Genomic DNA, 16,250 nt, shown 5'->3' with positions numbered 1-16,250 from the left:
CTGAGATAAAAGTATTTTAGCCCAAGTGAAAAACGAACCACTAATCGAAATGTTTGATTAGTGGTTCGTTATTTCTCAGCCTCGTTTATTATTTTTTCAAAAGTAAATAAACAAAGTAAGGAGCACCGATTACGGCGGCAATAATTCCTGCTGGTACACCGTTAGGATCGGCAATGTTATGTCCTATTGTATCTGCAATCAGCAAGAGCCAGCCGCCAAGTAAAATGGCAACGGGAATAAAAAGCTGGTTTCTCGGTCCGACTAAGCCTTTGGCAATATGAGGAGCAAGAAGCCCAATAAAGGCCACGCCGCCTGTAACTGAAACTGCGGCTGCCGCTAATGCAACCGCGGCTAGAAGCAATGTGATACGCTCTTTCTCCATAGCGATACCGACTCCAATAGCTGCAGCTTCATTTAAGTTAAAAATGTTTAATGAATTTGCTTTGTACAATATAAAAGGAATCAAGACAAGCAGCCAAGGTAGAAGTGCCCATATAAAAGGCCAGTCTGTCCCCCAAATGTTTCCTGCAATCCATTTAGCAATAAAATCAACTTTAGCACGATCAGCTGATGACATAATCACCACCATCATTCCAGAAAGAGCCATCGAAAAACCTACGCCTGTTAAAATAAGTTTTACAGGCTGCAGTCCTTGGCTTTTACTATATGCACAAAGGTAGATAAGACAAGCTGTAAACAAGGCACCGATGAACCCTACTAACGGAAGAGCATACACGAAAGAGCCAGCTTCAATTGGAAAAAATAAAAAGAATACGGCAATTGCGACGCCTGCTCCCGAATTAATTCCTATAATTCCAGGTTCCGCTAAGTCATTGCGCGTAACACCTTGTAAGATAGCGCCTGATAAAGCTAGAGCCATTCCTGCTAAAAGAGTAATGATAATTCGCGGAAGTCGAATTGAAAAAAGAACAAACTCATCTGCAAAATCCCCTTTGCCAAAAAGAGTAGGAAATACTTTATTATAAGGAAGGGAGGCATCCCCAAGCCCCATCCCTATTACAATCGTTCCAAGAATCAAAACAGTGAGCAGCATCATAATTATTCGTTGTTTTCTAATAAGCGCTGGGTGGATCATGAGAATGCTTTTCCTCCTTTACGAACAATGACTAAAAAGAAAGGTAAACCAATCATGGATACAACTGCTGCTATCGGTGTTTCATAAGGCGCACTTACGGTTCGGCCCAACGTATCAGCGAGCAGCATAAACGCTGCGCCAGTGACAGCGGACATAGGGATAATATAACGATAGTCGGTTCCTACAATTCCTCGTACAATATGAGGAATCATCAAGCCGATAAACACCATGTTTCCGACTAGCGCAACAGAAGCACCTGCAAGAAGAATCATGACAACAAATAAAACGGTTTTGACCTTTGTTGTTTGCTGACCTAACCCCACAGCGACTTCTTCGTTTAAGCTTAAAATAGTAAGCTGCCGGGAAAGCAAAAGGGCAATGAATATACCTCCCACAATAAAAGGAACAATGATTTGAAGCTGTTCCCAAGAAGTGCCTACCATTCCGCCAGCAGTCCACATCGATACATCTTTTGAAATTTTAAAATAAATACCGACGCCTTCTCCGATCGCATAAAGAAACGCTGAAACGGCAGCCCCGGCTAGTACAATTCGAAGCGGAGAAAAACCGCCTCTTTTTATAGCAGCAATTCCAAATACCAAAATTGCGCCAACCGCAGCTCCGATAAAGCAAGCAATCGTAATACCTAAATAATTTACAGAAGGGATAAAGGCAATGGTTACAGCTAAAGCTGCATTTGCGCCAGAAGTTAAGCCTAAAAGTCCTGGATCTGCAAGAGGATTTCTTGTCATACCTTGCATAATTGCCCCTGATACTGATAAAGCAGCGCCAACAAAAACAGCGGCGATTTCACGAGGTAAACGAATATCTCGGATGATCGAAATCTGTTCGTTTACACTGCTTGATGAAAGTGCTAGCCACACATCTTTTATCGATATATCAGCAGCGCCAAAAATCATTGAATAACCAAACATTATGATGAATACGAGCAAGGCACCTATTAATTTATATAAAAAAGGAATGAAACGCTGATTGTCTATTTTCATAAAACACCCATCTTTTCATGTAAGAATAAATTTAGTAAAACAAAGCAAGAGGAATTCTAAAAAGAATTCCTCTTGAATGAGTTACTTGCCAAGAAATTTTTGAGTAAAGAAATCTAGTTGATAATCTAATGTGATTGGATCATTAAAATAAAATTCTTTTGCATTTGCTTCAAATACGTGATTATTCTTTACAGCAGGAATATTTTTGTACGTATCTGTTTTCTCAAATGATGTATCTCCATCTTGGTTTTTACTGAAGATTAAATAATCTCCGGCATATTCAGGAAGAACTTCTGGTGAAATTGCATAGTAACCATCTTTCAAAGCCATGTCTTTTACTTTCTCTGGCATTTTTAATTTCATTTCTTGATAAAGAATCTCCGTTCCGCGTCCCCAGTTATCGCCAAATACATAAAGCTGCTTGTCAAAGTTCTCAATAACTGAAACCGTGGTATCGTCGCCAATTTTAGCTTTGATGTCAGAACCAGCTTTTGCCGCACGCTTTTTAAAATCGTTTACCCATGACTGTGCTTCTTTTTCTTTATTTAATAGTTTTCCGATTTCTACATGCTGAGTAAGGTAGTCTACTTTATCGTATGTATACGTGACGGTAGGAGCAATTTTTTTCAATTTATCAACGTTTTTTGTAGTAGATAAGCCAATAATTAGGTCAGGCTTTAATTTAATGATCTTTTCTAAATTTTCATCTGATACTTCTTCAACGCCTTTTAATTTCTTTTCAAAGCGGGGATTCATTTTAGACCATGAATCAACTCCGACAATATTGACACCTAACGACATGACGTTACCTGCGTAGGAGCCTAACACTACAACACGTTTCGGGTTAGCGGGAACTTTTACAGGGCCGTCTTCAGATTGATATATGATTGTCTTAGATTCGCCATTTTTGCTAGAATCATTTTTGCTTTCAGTTGAACCGCTGCTGCAGGCACTAATAAGTAGTACGAATATGAGCATGAATGGAAGCAGTAATTTTTTCATTTAGTTATCTCCTCTTAATAAGTTATACGTGATGCACATTGGTTTATTGGTTCTCGGGTCTCGTCCGATTTCAGCGTCGATATGAAACACTTTTTTTAGAACGTCATGCGTGATGACTTCGTCACACGTTCCGGCTTTAACAATTTCTCCATCTTTTAAAGCGATAATATAATCTGCAAAACGAGCGGCTTGATTTAAATCGTGAAGTACCATTACGACGGTACGTTCTTGCTCTTTGTTTAGCTTTTGAAGCAGCTCAAGCACTTCTAACTGATGAGCCATATCCAAGTAGGTAGTCGGCTCATCGAGGAATATAATATCTGTTTCTTGAGCTAAAGCCATTGCAATCCACACTCGCTGACGCTGACCGCCTGAAAGAGAGTCAACGAGACGAAATTTGTAATCTTTTGTTCCGGTTACTTCAAGCGCCCAGTCAATCGTTTGATAGTCTTGTTTCGACAGACGCCCAAACCCTTTTTGATAGGGAAATCGCCCATAAGATACAAGTTCTCCAACAGTTAAGCCGCTGGCACTTTCAGGGGTTTGAGGGAGAATGGCCATTTTTTTAGCGAGTGCTTTTGTATGTTCTGTTGAAATATTTTCGCCATCTAAAATGACGGAACCGGATTGATGAGAAATAATGCGGGTGACGGCTTTTAAAAGCGTTGATTTGCCGCATCCGTTTGAACCAATAATCGTGGTAATCTTTTTGTCTGGAATGTTAACGCTTAAATTCTTTACTATTAGACGTTCACCATAACTAATATGTAATTTCTCTGTATATAGGCGAACCATATCTGACCCTCCGTTTACGTTTAATACAACAAATACTTGATAATGATTATCAATATCGTTTACTTTACATACTATAATTCGAACGTTTCCGGATGTCAATAGTTATTTTTATTGTCAAAACGGTGAAGAAGATGTATATTCAAATGAGAATGATAATCAATAACAATTAATTGCAAGGAGCGGGTGTTCATGACACATAACGAACTGTTTGACGTGACGATTATAGGCGGGGGACCGGCCGGCCTTTATTCTGCCTTTTATAGTGGACTAAGAGAAATGAAAACAAAGCTGATTGAATATCAGCCAAAATTAGGCGGAAAACTTCACGTTTATCCTGAAAAAATGATTTGGGATGTAGGAGGGCAAACGCCTATTTCTGGTGCGAAGCTTATTGAACAGCTTGTTGAACAAGGGCTGACGTTTGATCCAACTGTTGTTTTAAATGAGAAGATTGAATCGATTTCTCGCTTAGAAGATGGTATTTTCCAGCTGACGAGTTCTTCAGGTGAACATCATTACTCTAAAACCATTATCCTTGCTGTCGGAGGAGGTATTTTAAATCCGCAAAAGCTCAAAATTGAAGGGGCAGAACGATTTGAAATATCAAACTTAAACTATACGGTTAAATCTTTGCAGCATTTTAAAAATAAAACGGTGATTGTTTCCGGGGGAGGAAATTCAGCCATTGATTGGGCAAATGAGCTAGAGTCCGTTGCTAAAAAAGTATATATTACGTACCGAAACAGTGAACTAAACGGTCATGAAGCACAAGTGAGACAATTAATAAACAGTTCAGCTCGGTGTCTGCTTAACACATCTATTACAAAATTAGTGGCTGATGGGACGCATGAATTTATTGAAAAAATTGAAAAAGTTGAGCTAACTAATCATCAAACCGGTGAAATTTCTTATTTACCGATTGACGAAGTCATTATTAATCACGGTTATGAAAGAGATACAGAGCTGTTAAAAAACAGTGAATTATATATTAAAACCATTGATGACTGCTATGTTGCAGGTAACGCAGCAAGCGAAACGTCGGTAGAAGGCGTGTATGCAGCGGGAGACATTCTCATGCACGAAGGAAAAGTCCATTTGATTACAGGTGCTTTTCAAGACGCTGCTAATGCCGTAAACAAAGCAAAACAATTCGTTCAGCCCTCTGCTGCTAAGGCGGCTATGGTTTCTTCTCATAATGAAGTATTCAAAAAACGTAATTCAGCACTAATTAAACAAATGACGAAGTAAAGCGAGGTGCAGGGTGCATGTCGCTTCTTTCTCTACGGTGGGATTATCTATATGGAGAGGCAGGGAACGAAAAAAGAAAAGAGAAATATAATAAAGGAAAACGCTTACATTTTTTTAAAAAATGACATAGTGCTTGTGTGCATAAGGGGGAAGCCGTATGAACGAAAAAGAGAAATATCAGTTTGAAACAAAAGCCATTCACGCAGGGTATGAATCAAAACATCATTTTGATAGCTTAGCTCCGCCTATTTATCAAACGTCTACATTTACATTTTCATCTATAGAACAAGGTGCAAACCGGTTTAGCGGAGCAGAAGATGGTTATGTATATTCCCGGTTATCGAATCCAACGGTCACCATTTTAGAAGAGCGTATGGCACAGCTTGAAGAAGGAGAAGCCGCTTTGGCATTTGGATCGGGAATGGCTGCAGTATCGGCTGTATTGATTGGACTTACAAAAGCAGGCGATCATATTTTATGTTCTAAAGGAGTGTATGGATGCACATTTGGTCTCTTAGAAATGCTTGAGGAAAAATATCAAATCCATCATTCTTTCTCCAACTTGGAAACTGAGGAAGAAATTCTTGCTGCTATCAGAAAAGATACAGCATGTATTTATATTGAAACACCGATTAACCCGACTATGACTTTAGTAGATTTAGAGTTAGTTGCTTCTATCGCCAAACAAAAAGGAATTCCTGTGGTAGTAGACAATACCTTTTCAACTCCTTATTTGCAACAGCCGCTGAAGCTTGGGTGCGACTTAGTCATTCATAGCGCAACAAAATTTATTGGTGGACACGGAGATGTTGTCGCAGGAATTGTAGTAGGGAACAAAGAGGTTATTTCCGTACTGCGCAAAACGACGCAAAAAGATATCGGAGGCATTCTTTCACCGTTTGATGCTTGGCTGTTACTCAGAGGCTTAAAAACGCTGGCCGTTCGAATGGATCGTCACTGTGAAAATGCTGAACATATTGCAAAACAATTAAGTCTCCATCCCAAGGTGAAAGCCGTTTATTATCCAGGTGATAAAAAGAGCACTGCTTATTCTCTCATGCAAAAGCAAATGAGAAAAGGAGGGGGGCTTCTCTCTTTTGAAGTGAAAGGAGGTTATGAAGAAACCGTAAAAGTGGTTAATCAGCTTAAGCTCATTTCCATTGCGGTGAGTCTTGGAGATGCTGAAACACTTATTCAGCATCCTGCCTCGATGACGCATGCAGTTGTGCCGGAAGAAGCTCGGAAAGAAATGGGAATTTCAAACGAACTCCTTCGTTTATCAGTTGGACTGGAAGCATGGGAAGATATTATGAGAGATTTACAGCAGGCATTAGATAGTATATAACAAACGCTCAAACAACGCTTGAAGTATCTTAAGGATATTTCAAGCGTTGTTTTTTGAATATCAACCGTATGTCATCAGTCATACATCCTTTTTTGCGAACGGAACTTTACCTACATCTTTAGACAAATGTCCTAGACAGAAGAGATGCCTTTCAATAGACTAAAGATTATCTGTGAAAATACAATATTTAGGTAAGGAAGGTGCTCTGCTATTATGCTTCATAACCCAACTGGAAAAAAACGTCTAGGATTGGCGTTTCTTCTCAGCACGCTTGCGATATTAGGTCCGCTTAATATCGATATGTATTTGCCAAGTTTCCCTGCTATTGCTGATCATTTAGATGCGCGAGCTTCACTTGTTCAGCTTAGTTTAACATCGTGTTTACTAGGCCTTGCCATTGGTCAAATCGTGATCGGTCCAATCAGTGATGCGAAGGGACGAAAACGACCTTTACTCATTTCCATCTCTTTATTTATGATATCGTCCTTGCTCTGTGCTTTGGCTCCTACTATTACAGCTTTAGTCATCGCACGCTTTTTACAAGGGTTTACAGCTTCGGCAGGAGTTGTTCTTTCTCGAGCCATTGTCAGAGACGTTTTTAGTGGAAGAGAGCTTACGAAGTTTTTTGCTCTGTTAATGGTTATCAATGCCTTTGCGCCAATGATAGCACCAATGGCCGGAGGTGCTATTTTGCTTCTTCCTTTTGCAAGCTGGCATACTATTTTCTTGTTTTTAAGTTTAATAGGCCTTTTAATTGTTTTAACAATTTCAATGCGTTTAAAAGAAACTTTGCCAATTGAAAATAGAACGCCAAGTTCAATTGGTCATTCCATTCGCACGATGGGCAGTCTATTACAAGACCGTTCTTTTATTGGGTATGCCTTAATTGTCGGACTGGTCCACGGAGGTAGCTTTGCTTATGTATCAGGCACTCCATTTGTCTATCAAGGGATCTACCATGTTTCTCCGCAAGTTTTTAGCATTTTGTTTGGCATTAACGGCTTAGCCATTGTGACTGGAAGCTTTATTATTGGGCGCTTTAGCGGAATTCTTCATGAAAGAAGCCTGCTTCGCATTGCCGTGATTACGGCTGTAAGTGCTACTAGCGTACTTCTTATCATGACCATGCTTAAAGGGCCGCTGGCTACGATTGTTATTCCCATTTTTATTTACATGATCTCTATAGGAATGACGATCACAGGCTCGGTGACATTGGCAATGAAAAATCAAGGACATAGAGCAGGAAGTGCGAGTGCCGTGTTAGGCATGCTTCCACTAACTTTAGGATCAATTGTTTCTCCTTTAGTGGGTATTAACGAAACCACAGCTATTCCGATGGCTGCTATTTTATTTAGTACGGCGCTTTTAGGTTTTGTAGCTTTCTTTACGTTAACTAAAAACAAGAAAGAAACAGAAAAGTGCGAAGTTAATGAGTTTAAAACGGAGGTTTCTCCGTAATCACTTTTTTGATTGTTTGAAAGCACCACTCCTTTGTGAAAATGAGTGGTGCAAATTTATTCAAGTATTGGATAATATATGCCAATCTTAGAGCATGATCGAAAGGAGTGGATAATAATGAGTAAAGTAATTCCTGAAATAACCCTTAATGACGGGGTAACCTAGCCTGCTATAGGTTTTGGTACATATAAGCTTAACGGAAATGAAGGAGTCAACGCTATAATGAGTGCGATTGATGATGAATAGCCCACAATTTAAAGGGAATATTCTCATATCGCCAATACGCCACTCCTGTTGGGCTATTCTTTGCCTCATGGTCTAAGCTTACCTTGGCCAGTAAGAGATTAGGGCCTATGCCTGCCGTAGCTGTCAGGCGTGTCTTACGATAAATCTCATTAATAATCTTATGGGCTAATTCTTCTGGTGTATGAGCGAATAGATGTAGCGAAGCTGTCGCATCAATAAACAGCTCATCAATACTATAGGCATGAAAATCCTCAGGAGCCACGTACTGTAACACCAAGCTCGAAATATAGGTCGAAGCCTTGATATATCTTTCCATAGATGGATTCACCACATGAATATCTTTCCTTTTAGGAATGTCGAAAAGACGACTTCCTGTTTTGACCCCTTCTTTCTTTAATAATGGCGTGGTAGCTAATACAACGGATCCCGACCGTTTGATATGTCCGACTACCGCAAGCTTTGTTTTCAACGGGTTAAATCCTCTTATGACAGAAGAAACGGACGCATAGAACGCCTTCATGTCGATACATATAATGATTCGATTTGGTAACTGTTCATCCTCCATTGAAAATACTCCTAAAATAAAAACTCTACATTTTTCCCAATCATTGCTATCACTTGCATAGAATTTATTGTTACATTAACAGAAGTAACTACTACATAACGTAATGGTAAGAGTTCAAAAAGACTAAACCCTAAAGGGGGATAAATGTTGAAAAAAGAATATTTTGTGCAATATTCAGACCAAAGTATAATTGATAGTTTTGACTTTCCAGAAGATAAATTTGTATCTATTACTGTAGGGATTAGGGACATTAATCATGATCTGATCATCTCTTTAGTTCGAAAAATGTTTGGTTTACCTGTTTTTTTTGTTTTAGACTCAATGCTCTCTGGACATGAAAAAGAAACATTGATTAAAAATAAAACTCCTTTTTATGAGCATTCATCAGATGGTGCTATTATTAAAGTTGATTCTGAAGAAAAATTGAGCCATGTTAGTGGATTAGCAGAAGAATTAGTTAATAATGGGCTGAGTATATTCATTTTCTACGGAGAAGGTATTGTAGAGCAGGATTTAATTCCTTCGAGACAATGGAATAAACCTATAGAATTTAAAAATGTCGATATAGATAAAGTCGATACATTTGTGGATGTGGAAGAGGTTGGATTTACGATATTCAGTAAGAGTGATCTATTTAACTCACCTGGAAAAGTCAAAAATTATATACCTCGTAGCTACTCACTTGATATTAATAGCAGCAATATTTAACATTTCTAAATTAAAAGGAGGAGGGTTTGCAGTCAATGAAGTATAAAAATAATAAGAGTATACTAAAAATGTTAGCTATCATCCTTCTTTCTATAGATCTATTCTTTTATCTTTTAGCACTAAAGAGCCTATACGTTTTCTCTTCAAAGGTTTCGATATATTTTCTGATATTTGTTCTACACTTTATCTATTTATACATAGTCTTTATAACCGTTAGCAAAACAAAAGAGTCTAAAGTTTTTTGGGGAGTAATTGGGCCGTTTTTTATTGTACCTATAGCAATCGTTGGGTGGTTCACGTTCTTTTATACTAATAAAGTTGACTATTATGATCTAACTTCCCCTAAGAATACCCAAAAACTTATTATTGGGTATTCCAATTGGAGTCTTGGAGAAACTAACCATTACTATGATTTTTATAAACAAACAGAATTCCCTTTGGTGAAAAAACGAATAAATCAAGAACCTCTTCATGTCATGACACGAAATACGGATATGAGCGATTTAAATGTTTTAGGAGCTCATGATGCACAATGGGGAAATGAACAAACAGTAACTTTTACATCTCCATATCTAAATAAGGAAGTAACCTTGAATTTAAAGTAAGTACTTTTTTCTACTTAAACAACAGAGTTGAGAAAAAGCCTGTATCTAAGGAGATCCAGGCTTTTTATTTTCTAGTTTAGTTACCATAAGTTTGATTATAGGAAGTAGACTTTTCAATCTATTACTTTGTTAAAAACGTTCGTAAAACTGAATGTATTTTAAAGGACGTTCGTAAATTGTTTTTTGAATTTAAACGAACGTCGAGAATGATAAATTTTTTATACAAACACACAGTCCGTAAAAGTATACTTTTACGGACGAGATATTTAAATCTATTAGAAAATTTTAGAATAATTATTATCGGTAACAAAATAAAAAACCTTTATTTCCAATGATATACAGATAGCGCATTCATTGTTCTCGTAATCATCGTTTACACATCATCTGTTAAGTAGCGATGGATAGAAGAAAACACATTATCTCTTATCAGCTCTTCTTCATTTAATAAATGATGTTTTCCGTTCTCTATAAGTTCAACATCTATATTTGGAAACTTCTTTAGTAAGAAATCAACATTATATCTCCAATCCACTGTTGTGTCCTTTTTTCCCTGGAGGATGAGAACAGGGACAGAACTGGGATTCCCCTTCTTAATCAATTCATTCCATCTTATCAATGCTTCTACCCAACTGAGAGGGACCTGATCATACTGTAACGGATCATTCTTCACAAAACGCAAAAACTTTGCATCTGTTGAATTGTCTCGAAGTATCCTCTTCAAATTCCTGGTGAACGCTTTTAAGGGCTTTACTAAAATGGTGATTGCATTCCAGCGATAAGGCCGAACGAGGGGCGAGACAAGCACTGCTTTTCGAATCTGAGACGTTTCAGGGTTATTCAATATATAATCGACTGCAGCAGAAGCGCCCGTACTATGAGCCACGATATAGACGGGCAGAGAGCTTGAAGACAGGTGTCTACGTACGACTTCTCGAATACTTTCTGTATAGAGAGAAAACTCCGAAATGGCTCCCCGTTCTCCTGTTGACAATCCATGTCCTGGTAAATCAAATGTCAACACATGAAACCCTTGTTGAATCAAGAAACGAATGACAGTACTTAGTACTCCCGCATGATCATAATAACCGTGAAGAAGAAGAATATGAGCTTTTATCGGTAAGGGACGAAAAGATTGGATAAACAGCCGTTCATGGACAAACGATTCAAATCCGTAACGATACATTATGTTCTCTGTTGGGAGATTGTAAAACTCACTGTAACGTTTCATGTTTTCATTCATGGGGCGTGAATCGTATGTAAAGCGAAAATGCTGATCATTTTTAATGTTTTTAATAACTTGTTTCATATTCGACCTCTGTGTCTCCGTAATTTTTTTATGTCATTTAATAATATTATATTCCTCATTTACTAATGAAAAATGAAAAACCAAAAGAAAAGTTTTATGTAATTAAGTCATCGGTGTTTATTTTTTTGATTATTAAAAGCTTTATGCAGTTTTTACTGCATAAAGCTTTTAATAATCAACGATAACCCAATTGCTATACAAAACATACTATTGTAAATACAGTTTTTATTGCTTGGATAAACCGTTTTTCATCTGGTTTCTACTGCTCATTGTTTGCATAGTTGGTGCCCCTGTTTTATTTCCATTTCCTCTTATTATCCAAATCACTAAAGTCCCAATTCCTATGCTTAAAAGTGACAGTAGCATGCCTCTGTTATTATTTTTCTTTGCAAATAGGCCATTAACATTAAATAAAGAAGTTAGCTGCTGTACATTATTCATTATGCAAATCCCTCTTTGATAAGTGTTTGAAAGAAATCTCTCTTCCAACATCTTTATTTTTTACCGACGCTACATATATATACTAGGAAAATGATCTATCGTTACTTGGGTTTTCAAATTATTTCCTGTAATTATTTAAAAACCAATGTAAACCTTAATACATATATGACTATTAGAAGGAGTGGAAAAAGAATGAAGACAAAAAAATATGTACTGGGACTCTTATCAGCTATTTTATCAGTAGGATTTCTTTTTGGTTGTAATGATAAAAAAGATGAAGCTGAGCCTGATCCAACTGAAGAACCGTCCGAACAAAAAGCTCAAAATAATCGTGATAACAATGATCTACGAGACGTGGGATTTCAACCCGACGGTGTTCAAAATAACAATGTAGATAATAATAATCAGACACGATTAGAGGTAGCTGATAAAGCTGCGGATCGTATTGCTAAATTAAATGAAGTAGATACTGCGAATGTGATTGTTACAAACCGAAATGCATACGTGGCTGTTGTTTTAAAGAATGAAGCAAACGGGGAAGTAACCGACCGTTTAAAAAAGAAGATTTCAGATCAAGTAAAAGTTACAGATAAAGATATTCGAAATGTGTATGTGTCATCCGATCCTGATTTTGTGAATCGTATGGAAGGGTACGGAAATCGAATTAATGAAGGTTCGACAAGAAATGGCCTATTTGAAGATTTTACTGAAACCGTTAAAAGAGTATTCCCTAATAATCGTTAAACAGAAATGATGAGATATAAAAAAGTAATTTTTTATGTTTTAGAAAGAGAGGCCTCCTTATAGATTAAGGAGGTTTCATATATGCTTCTCTCTCTATTATACGAAATGACTTAATAGTTATTTTTGGTTCCTTTTTACTATCATAGGAGCATTGATCATGTAATGGATGCTTCATTAGGAGAGAAGAGTCTATCTAAAATTGAAGGAGAAAATCAGGATGGATTATAAAATATTCAAGATAATTAATCAACTGGCTGGGCGTTATTCTATATTGGATATGCTGATGATATTGGTTTCAAATAAGGTACGTTATCTATTCGCTTTTGTGTTAATGTCGATGTGGTTTCGAGGCCATTCGTACAGAAAAGTGATAAGATATGCCTTAATATCTGCGGCCTTTACGTTGTTGATTGACATGTTAATTCAATGTTTTTATTTTAAGCCTCGTCCTTTTATAAAGCACCGTGTCGGCATCCTTATTCCTTCAAAGATGAATTCCGCATTCTTAAGTAAACATACGTTGCTTGCAACTGCTGTAGCCACTTCTATTTTTCTACGTGAACGTGTTCTCGGGTCAGTTATGTGGGGAATGTCCTTGTTAACAGGATTCTCAAGGATTTGGGTAGGGCATCATTATCCCTCTGATATTGTCCGAAGCCTCTTTATTGGTAGCTTAACAAGTATTATTGTTGAGAAAGTTTTTGGTTCTCTAAAAATAATGAATCGAAAATCAAAAAAGTATTATGCCCAAATACGTAAATGAAGCATTTTCACTAGCTAATAATGTCTCGATTCTGTACTTGCTTTAATAATTAGTTAAAGCAGTTACTATAGCGAAGGCTTCTACTAATAACGACAAGATAAAGCTCTTAAGGGAAAAATTCCCTAAGCGCCTCATTTTTAGTTGTAAAATTTGTATTTAGGCTGATGAGCTAAACAATCTTACCGATCTCCTGTAGTTTATCATTGAGCTTTATACATATGAGATTTTAAAATTATTCATTACTTAAGTCTCTTTTTGTTTTATCACTGGATTTATTTAAGACAAATCCTGTAATTAGCTCATTAAATTGAACCCACTTTTTTGTAGGCAGTTGGTGACCCTGTTGTGGTAAAACAAAGAATTCAGCATGCTTACATTTATTTTTATACTCTTTCATATAGTGGGTAGTCCAATCCTTTTTCCCACCATATATAAACAACAAAGGCATAGTTAAGTGATGAAGTTTGTCTAAACAGTTATAGTGTAATGAATGATTATAATACTGATACCATGATTCTTGATCTGCTTTTTTCATATAACTAACTAGGCTCTTTCTTAGTGTCTTGTCCTGAGTATGACTTATAGAAAGGCTTTTTATTAATATATTTAGGTGTTCTTTTACCATATACATTCCTATTTTATGTAATAGTTGTCCAGGTATATCTCTTACTATAGGGTAAGTTCCTGAGAAAACTAATAATTCGACTCTATCGGGATGATAAATAGCCAGCTCTTGAGCAATTAGACAACCAGCAGAATAACCACATATAATAGCCTTGTCTAAATGCAGCGCATCCATAAAACGCAATACTTCGTTTGCATAGAAGGAAATTGATACAGTTTGTTCAGCTCTAGGACTTCGTCCATGACCACTTAAATCCGGAAAGATGACTCTCATATGCTTGGATAAATCGTATTGATAATGGAAGACTTTATTTCCCATGCCAGGTGGATGAATAAAGATGACTGGCATACCCTGTCCACGCTCTTCATAATACAAGTATTTATTAGTGTCTATTTCGATAAAAGGCATGATTATTTCTCACTCCAAAATCAATTAATAATTACTCTTTAGTTAAGGTTAATCTAGTTTATGAAAACCAAGATCTTTTTTCATCTTACATTTAACTCCATATAATTAACTATTTGTTCTGTATTGTTTAAAATCAAAGATCCTTTTTATTATTTATTATGAGGTTATTATAGTGAGACTATACAGACTAAAAAGGAGGAGATTTTAGAATTGTTAATAGGATTTCTGATAATGCTGATTATGTGAACTAAACATGTATACAATACACAGCTTAAAAAGCAGAAAAACTCCCATCGGTTGGAAGGGAGTTTTTCTGCTTTTTAGGAGTTTGCTATAGTATTATGATTTATCCATCTTGAGTAGTTTGCTTAAAAGATAAACTTTTATTCATTTATATAAAAAGAAAAAACATTCATGACAGGTAGCTAAAGCTTATACATATAGTAAGAGATAAATTAATTAAAAAGGTGATTATTATGTTTCGAAAAATACCGGTTGTTCTTGTCGGAAGCTTATTATTAAGTATAGGAATTAATGGATTTTTAGTTCCTCATTATTTGTTAGATGGAGGAACAATTGGAATCGCTCTCATCCTTCACTATTATTTTGAATTTTCTACAGGTTTAACGATGATTATTTTGGGCTTACCATTATGTTGGTTTGCTTGGGTTTATGAAAGAACTTATTTTTATAATAGTTTTTATGGGTTACTTATTTCTTCTTTATTGATTGATTGGCTAGAGCCTATTAAAGACCAGTTTCAACTTCCTGTTTTTCCTAGTGTAATCTTTGGAGGAATATGTATTGGGACGGGGGTTGGTCTTATGCTTCGATACGAGACAAGTACTGGAGGAACAGATTTACTAGCACAACTTGTATCAAAAGCTTTTTCCTTAAACATAGGGATGGTTATTTTAATTATAGATGGTTTTATCATAACAGCAGCTCTTCCTTTATTAGGACCTAAAACGTTTCTTTTTTCATGTTCAACAATTTTTATAGGTGGAATGACGACTTCGTTAATTACAAAAAAGGAATAATTAGGATTATAAAGTTAGTATTTTCTATCCTCCGTTTTTTGCCCCTCCCTTTCTACAACCTTCAATCGCTTTATAAGTTCATGTTAATTATTTTAACTTATAAACCTAAAGTCCTTCTAAAATGGCCTTCTTTTAGAGTGAACTAAAATACATAAACCTTTTCGTGAAAATTAAGGAATGCTGCTATAACATTTGTTTGATTATAAATTGAATACCATATCTCTTTCTAAATCATACTATATAAGTACATTTGTATTTATATGAAAATCAGGAGGGTCTATTAATGAGCAATGGTAATACACCGGCAATTGGATTCATTTACAATGGTGAATTTTACGAGATACTTATAAATCAGAAGTCCACAACATTTAAGGAAAACATTAGCCCCCAGGAATCTAGATTACCTACGAAGTTAAACTTTCCTGGTGAAGACGAAAAAAAATTAGTTTTTGTTTCCTATAATTCCACCGGAAATGGTCAGACACCAATAATACTTGAGAAATCTAATCAATTACCAGAAAACGCTATAAAAATGCTATTAGAATACAGTATTGATTCGTCTAGACCTTTCTTATAAGGGAGACTTAATGTGGAATCTATTTTCAAAAAAATATAGCATGATTCTCCATAAGGACTATTTTTATAGGGACTAACATATATATATAATGCAGACTTTTTATGCATTCACCTTCCACTGGGGTATCGAGAAAACGTAGTCATATCAAGGATGTATAAAAAGCTGCATACTCCGGAAAAAGAACCCTCGGCGGATGAACTGCGCCCCAATTGTTAGACATAATCTAACCAATTGGAGGCGCAGTTTTTATGAAGAGATTTTCAGAAGAAGA

Annotated in this window: 16 protein-coding genes and 2 pseudogenes; 10 read left to right on the top strand and 8 right to left on the bottom strand. The window is 36.4% G+C overall.

The window, feature by feature from the left end; translation table 11 throughout:
- Positions 1 to 88: 88 nt before the first annotated feature.
- The 4 genes from ACFX4R_RS05500 to ACFX4R_RS05485 form a co-directional block, all read right to left on the bottom strand.
- A complete protein-coding gene (locus ACFX4R_RS05500; RefSeq protein WP_322551900.1) occupies positions 89 to 1,096 on the bottom strand; it encodes a FecCD family ABC transporter permease in 1,008 nt (335 codons plus the stop codon).
- Positions 1,093 to 2,103: a FecCD family ABC transporter permease gene (locus ACFX4R_RS05495; protein ID WP_098791553.1), complete on the bottom strand. Its 1,011-nt coding sequence runs from the start codon at positions 2,101 to 2,103 to the stop codon at positions 1,093 to 1,095. The genes ACFX4R_RS05500 and ACFX4R_RS05495 overlap by 4 nt, the downstream gene beginning before the upstream one ends.
- 81 nt (positions 2,104 to 2,184) lie before the next feature.
- Positions 2,185 to 3,105, bottom strand: a complete 921-nt coding sequence (locus ACFX4R_RS05490; RefSeq protein WP_162213909.1) for an iron-hydroxamate ABC transporter substrate-binding protein — start codon at positions 3,103 to 3,105, stop codon at positions 2,185 to 2,187.
- Positions 3,106 to 3,900, bottom strand: a complete 795-nt coding sequence (locus ACFX4R_RS05485) for an ABC transporter ATP-binding protein (RefSeq protein ID WP_098248304.1) — start codon at positions 3,898 to 3,900, stop codon at positions 3,106 to 3,108. It lies immediately after the preceding gene.
- Positions 3,901 to 4,089: 189 nt separating this feature from the next.
- Here ACFX4R_RS05485 and ACFX4R_RS05480 point away from each other — a divergent pair, with 189 nt between their 5' ends.
- The 4 genes and pseudogenes from ACFX4R_RS05480 to ACFX4R_RS05465 all read left to right on the top strand — a co-directional run.
- Positions 4,090 to 5,148 carry an NAD(P)/FAD-dependent oxidoreductase gene (locus ACFX4R_RS05480; RefSeq protein WP_377569088.1) on the top strand — a complete coding sequence of 353 codons (1,059 nt, stop codon included), beginning with the start codon at positions 4,090 to 4,092 and terminating at the stop codon, positions 5,146 to 5,148.
- A 157-nt stretch (positions 5,149 to 5,305) separates the two neighbouring features.
- Positions 5,306 to 6,493: a methionine gamma-lyase gene (gene megL, locus ACFX4R_RS05475; RefSeq protein WP_043979296.1), complete on the top strand. Its 1,188-nt coding sequence runs from the start codon at positions 5,306 to 5,308 to the stop codon at positions 6,491 to 6,493.
- Between the two features lie 213 nt (positions 6,494 to 6,706).
- A complete protein-coding gene (locus ACFX4R_RS05470; protein WP_043979293.1) occupies positions 6,707 to 7,951 on the top strand; it encodes a Bcr/CflA family efflux MFS transporter in 1,245 nt (414 codons plus the stop codon).
- A 117-nt stretch (positions 7,952 to 8,068) separates the two neighbouring features.
- Positions 8,069 to 8,188 (top strand): annotated as a pseudogene (locus ACFX4R_RS05465) (aldo/keto reductase); the annotation flags it as partial.
- A gap of 4 nt (positions 8,189 to 8,192) precedes the next feature.
- Here ACFX4R_RS05465 and ACFX4R_RS05460 read toward each other — a convergent pair.
- Positions 8,193 to 8,762, bottom strand: a pseudogene (locus tag ACFX4R_RS05460) (Y-family DNA polymerase); the annotation flags it as partial.
- A 147-nt stretch (positions 8,763 to 8,909) separates the two neighbouring features.
- Between ACFX4R_RS05460 and ACFX4R_RS05455 the strand changes: the two are divergent.
- A complete protein-coding gene (locus tag ACFX4R_RS05455; protein WP_098964589.1) occupies positions 8,910 to 9,470 on the top strand; it encodes a hypothetical protein in 561 nt (186 codons plus the stop codon).
- 35 nt (positions 9,471 to 9,505) lie between these two features.
- Positions 9,506 to 10,075 carry a hypothetical protein gene (locus ACFX4R_RS05450; RefSeq protein WP_377569086.1) on the top strand — a complete coding sequence of 190 codons (570 nt, stop codon included), beginning with the start codon at positions 9,506 to 9,508 and terminating at the stop codon, positions 10,073 to 10,075.
- A gap of 373 nt (positions 10,076 to 10,448) precedes the next feature.
- On the opposite strand, the gene ACFX4R_RS05445 is transcribed toward ACFX4R_RS05450, so the two are convergent.
- Positions 10,449 to 11,381 carry an alpha/beta hydrolase gene (locus ACFX4R_RS05445; protein WP_237074708.1) on the bottom strand — a complete coding sequence of 311 codons (933 nt, stop codon included), beginning with the start codon at positions 11,379 to 11,381 and terminating at the stop codon, positions 10,449 to 10,451.
- A gap of 225 nt (positions 11,382 to 11,606) precedes the next feature.
- Positions 11,607 to 11,822 carry a hypothetical protein gene (locus ACFX4R_RS05440; protein ID WP_043979275.1) on the bottom strand — a complete coding sequence of 72 codons (216 nt, stop codon included), beginning with the start codon at positions 11,820 to 11,822 and terminating at the stop codon, positions 11,607 to 11,609.
- 192 nt (positions 11,823 to 12,014) lie between these two features.
- Here ACFX4R_RS05440 and ACFX4R_RS05435 point away from each other — a divergent pair, with 192 nt between their 5' ends.
- Together ACFX4R_RS05435 and ACFX4R_RS05430 are read left to right on the top strand one after the other, a co-directional pair.
- Positions 12,015 to 12,566 carry a YhcN/YlaJ family sporulation lipoprotein gene (locus tag ACFX4R_RS05435; RefSeq protein ID WP_052500317.1) on the top strand — a complete coding sequence of 184 codons (552 nt, stop codon included), beginning with the start codon at positions 12,015 to 12,017 and terminating at the stop codon, positions 12,564 to 12,566.
- A gap of 217 nt (positions 12,567 to 12,783) precedes the next feature.
- A complete protein-coding gene (locus ACFX4R_RS05430; protein WP_165575356.1) occupies positions 12,784 to 13,329 on the top strand; it encodes an undecaprenyl-diphosphatase in 546 nt (181 codons plus the stop codon).
- 232 nt (positions 13,330 to 13,561) lie between these two features.
- Here the strand turns inward: ACFX4R_RS05430 and ACFX4R_RS05425 are convergent, their stop codons facing one another.
- Positions 13,562 to 14,362 carry an alpha/beta fold hydrolase gene (locus ACFX4R_RS05425; protein WP_043979270.1) on the bottom strand — a complete coding sequence of 267 codons (801 nt, stop codon included), beginning with the start codon at positions 14,360 to 14,362 and terminating at the stop codon, positions 13,562 to 13,564.
- 476 nt (positions 14,363 to 14,838) lie between these two features.
- Here ACFX4R_RS05425 and ACFX4R_RS05420 point away from each other — a divergent pair, with 476 nt between their 5' ends.
- Together ACFX4R_RS05420 and ACFX4R_RS05415 are read left to right on the top strand one after the other, a co-directional pair.
- Positions 14,839 to 15,402 (top strand): YitT family protein, encoded by a 564-nt coding sequence (locus ACFX4R_RS05420; protein WP_165575355.1) that lies wholly within the window; start codon positions 14,839 to 14,841, stop codon positions 15,400 to 15,402.
- Between the two features lie 283 nt (positions 15,403 to 15,685).
- Entirely contained in the window at positions 15,686 to 15,979 is a 294-nt protein-coding gene (locus ACFX4R_RS05415) for a hypothetical protein (RefSeq protein ID WP_052500316.1), read from the top strand.
- The last annotated feature ends 271 nt before the right edge of the window (positions 15,980 to 16,250 follow it).

It is taken from the genome of Priestia sp. YIM B13490 (assembly GCF_042787735.1).
Classification (GTDB): Bacteria; Bacillota; Bacilli; order Bacillales; family Bacillaceae_H; genus Priestia; species Priestia megaterium.
The sequence above is the reverse complement of the archived record's forward strand: the minus strand, read 5'-3'. Positions and strand labels throughout refer to the sequence as shown.

Bases quoted from the DNA above. Each gene is read 5' to 3' on its own strand.
- ACFX4R_RS05440 (WP_043979275.1), bottom strand. From the start codon at position 11,822: ATGAATAATGTACAGCAGCTAACTTCTTTATTTAATGTTAATGGCCTA.
- ACFX4R_RS05450 (WP_377569086.1), top strand. From the start codon at position 9,506: ATGAAGTATAAAAATAATAAGAGTATACTAAAAATGTTAGCTATCATC.
- ACFX4R_RS05490 (WP_162213909.1), bottom strand. From the start codon at position 3,105: ATGAAAAAATTACTGCTTCCATTCATGCTCATATTCGTACTACTTATT.
- ACFX4R_RS05435 (WP_052500317.1), top strand. From the start codon at position 12,015: ATGAAGACAAAAAAATATGTACTGGGACTCTTATCAGCTATTTTATCA.
- ACFX4R_RS05480 (WP_377569088.1), top strand. From the start codon at position 4,090: ATGACACATAACGAACTGTTTGACGTGACGATTATAGGCGGGGGACCG.
- ACFX4R_RS05430 (WP_165575356.1), top strand. From the start codon at position 12,784: ATGGATTATAAAATATTCAAGATAATTAATCAACTGGCTGGGCGTTAT.
- ACFX4R_RS05415 (WP_052500316.1), top strand. From the start codon at position 15,686: ATGAGCAATGGTAATACACCGGCAATTGGATTCATTTACAATGGTGAA.
- ACFX4R_RS05420 (WP_165575355.1), top strand. From the start codon at position 14,839: ATGTTTCGAAAAATACCGGTTGTTCTTGTCGGAAGCTTATTATTAAGT.
- ACFX4R_RS05425 (WP_043979270.1), bottom strand. From the start codon at position 14,362: ATGCCTTTTATCGAAATAGACACTAATAAATACTTGTATTATGAAGAG.
- megL (WP_043979296.1), top strand. From the start codon at position 5,306: ATGAACGAAAAAGAGAAATATCAGTTTGAAACAAAAGCCATTCACGCA.
- ACFX4R_RS05495 (WP_098791553.1), bottom strand. From the start codon at position 2,103: ATGAAAATAGACAATCAGCGTTTCATTCCTTTTTTATATAAATTAATA.
- ACFX4R_RS05485 (WP_098248304.1), bottom strand. From the start codon at position 3,900: ATGGTTCGCCTATATACAGAGAAATTACATATTAGTTATGGTGAACGT.
- ACFX4R_RS05500 (WP_322551900.1), bottom strand. From the start codon at position 1,096: ATGATCCACCCAGCGCTTATTAGAAAACAACGAATAATTATGATGCTG.
- ACFX4R_RS05445 (WP_237074708.1), bottom strand. From the start codon at position 11,381: ATGAAACAAGTTATTAAAAACATTAAAAATGATCAGCATTTTCGCTTT.
- ACFX4R_RS05470 (WP_043979293.1), top strand. From the start codon at position 6,707: ATGCTTCATAACCCAACTGGAAAAAAACGTCTAGGATTGGCGTTTCTT.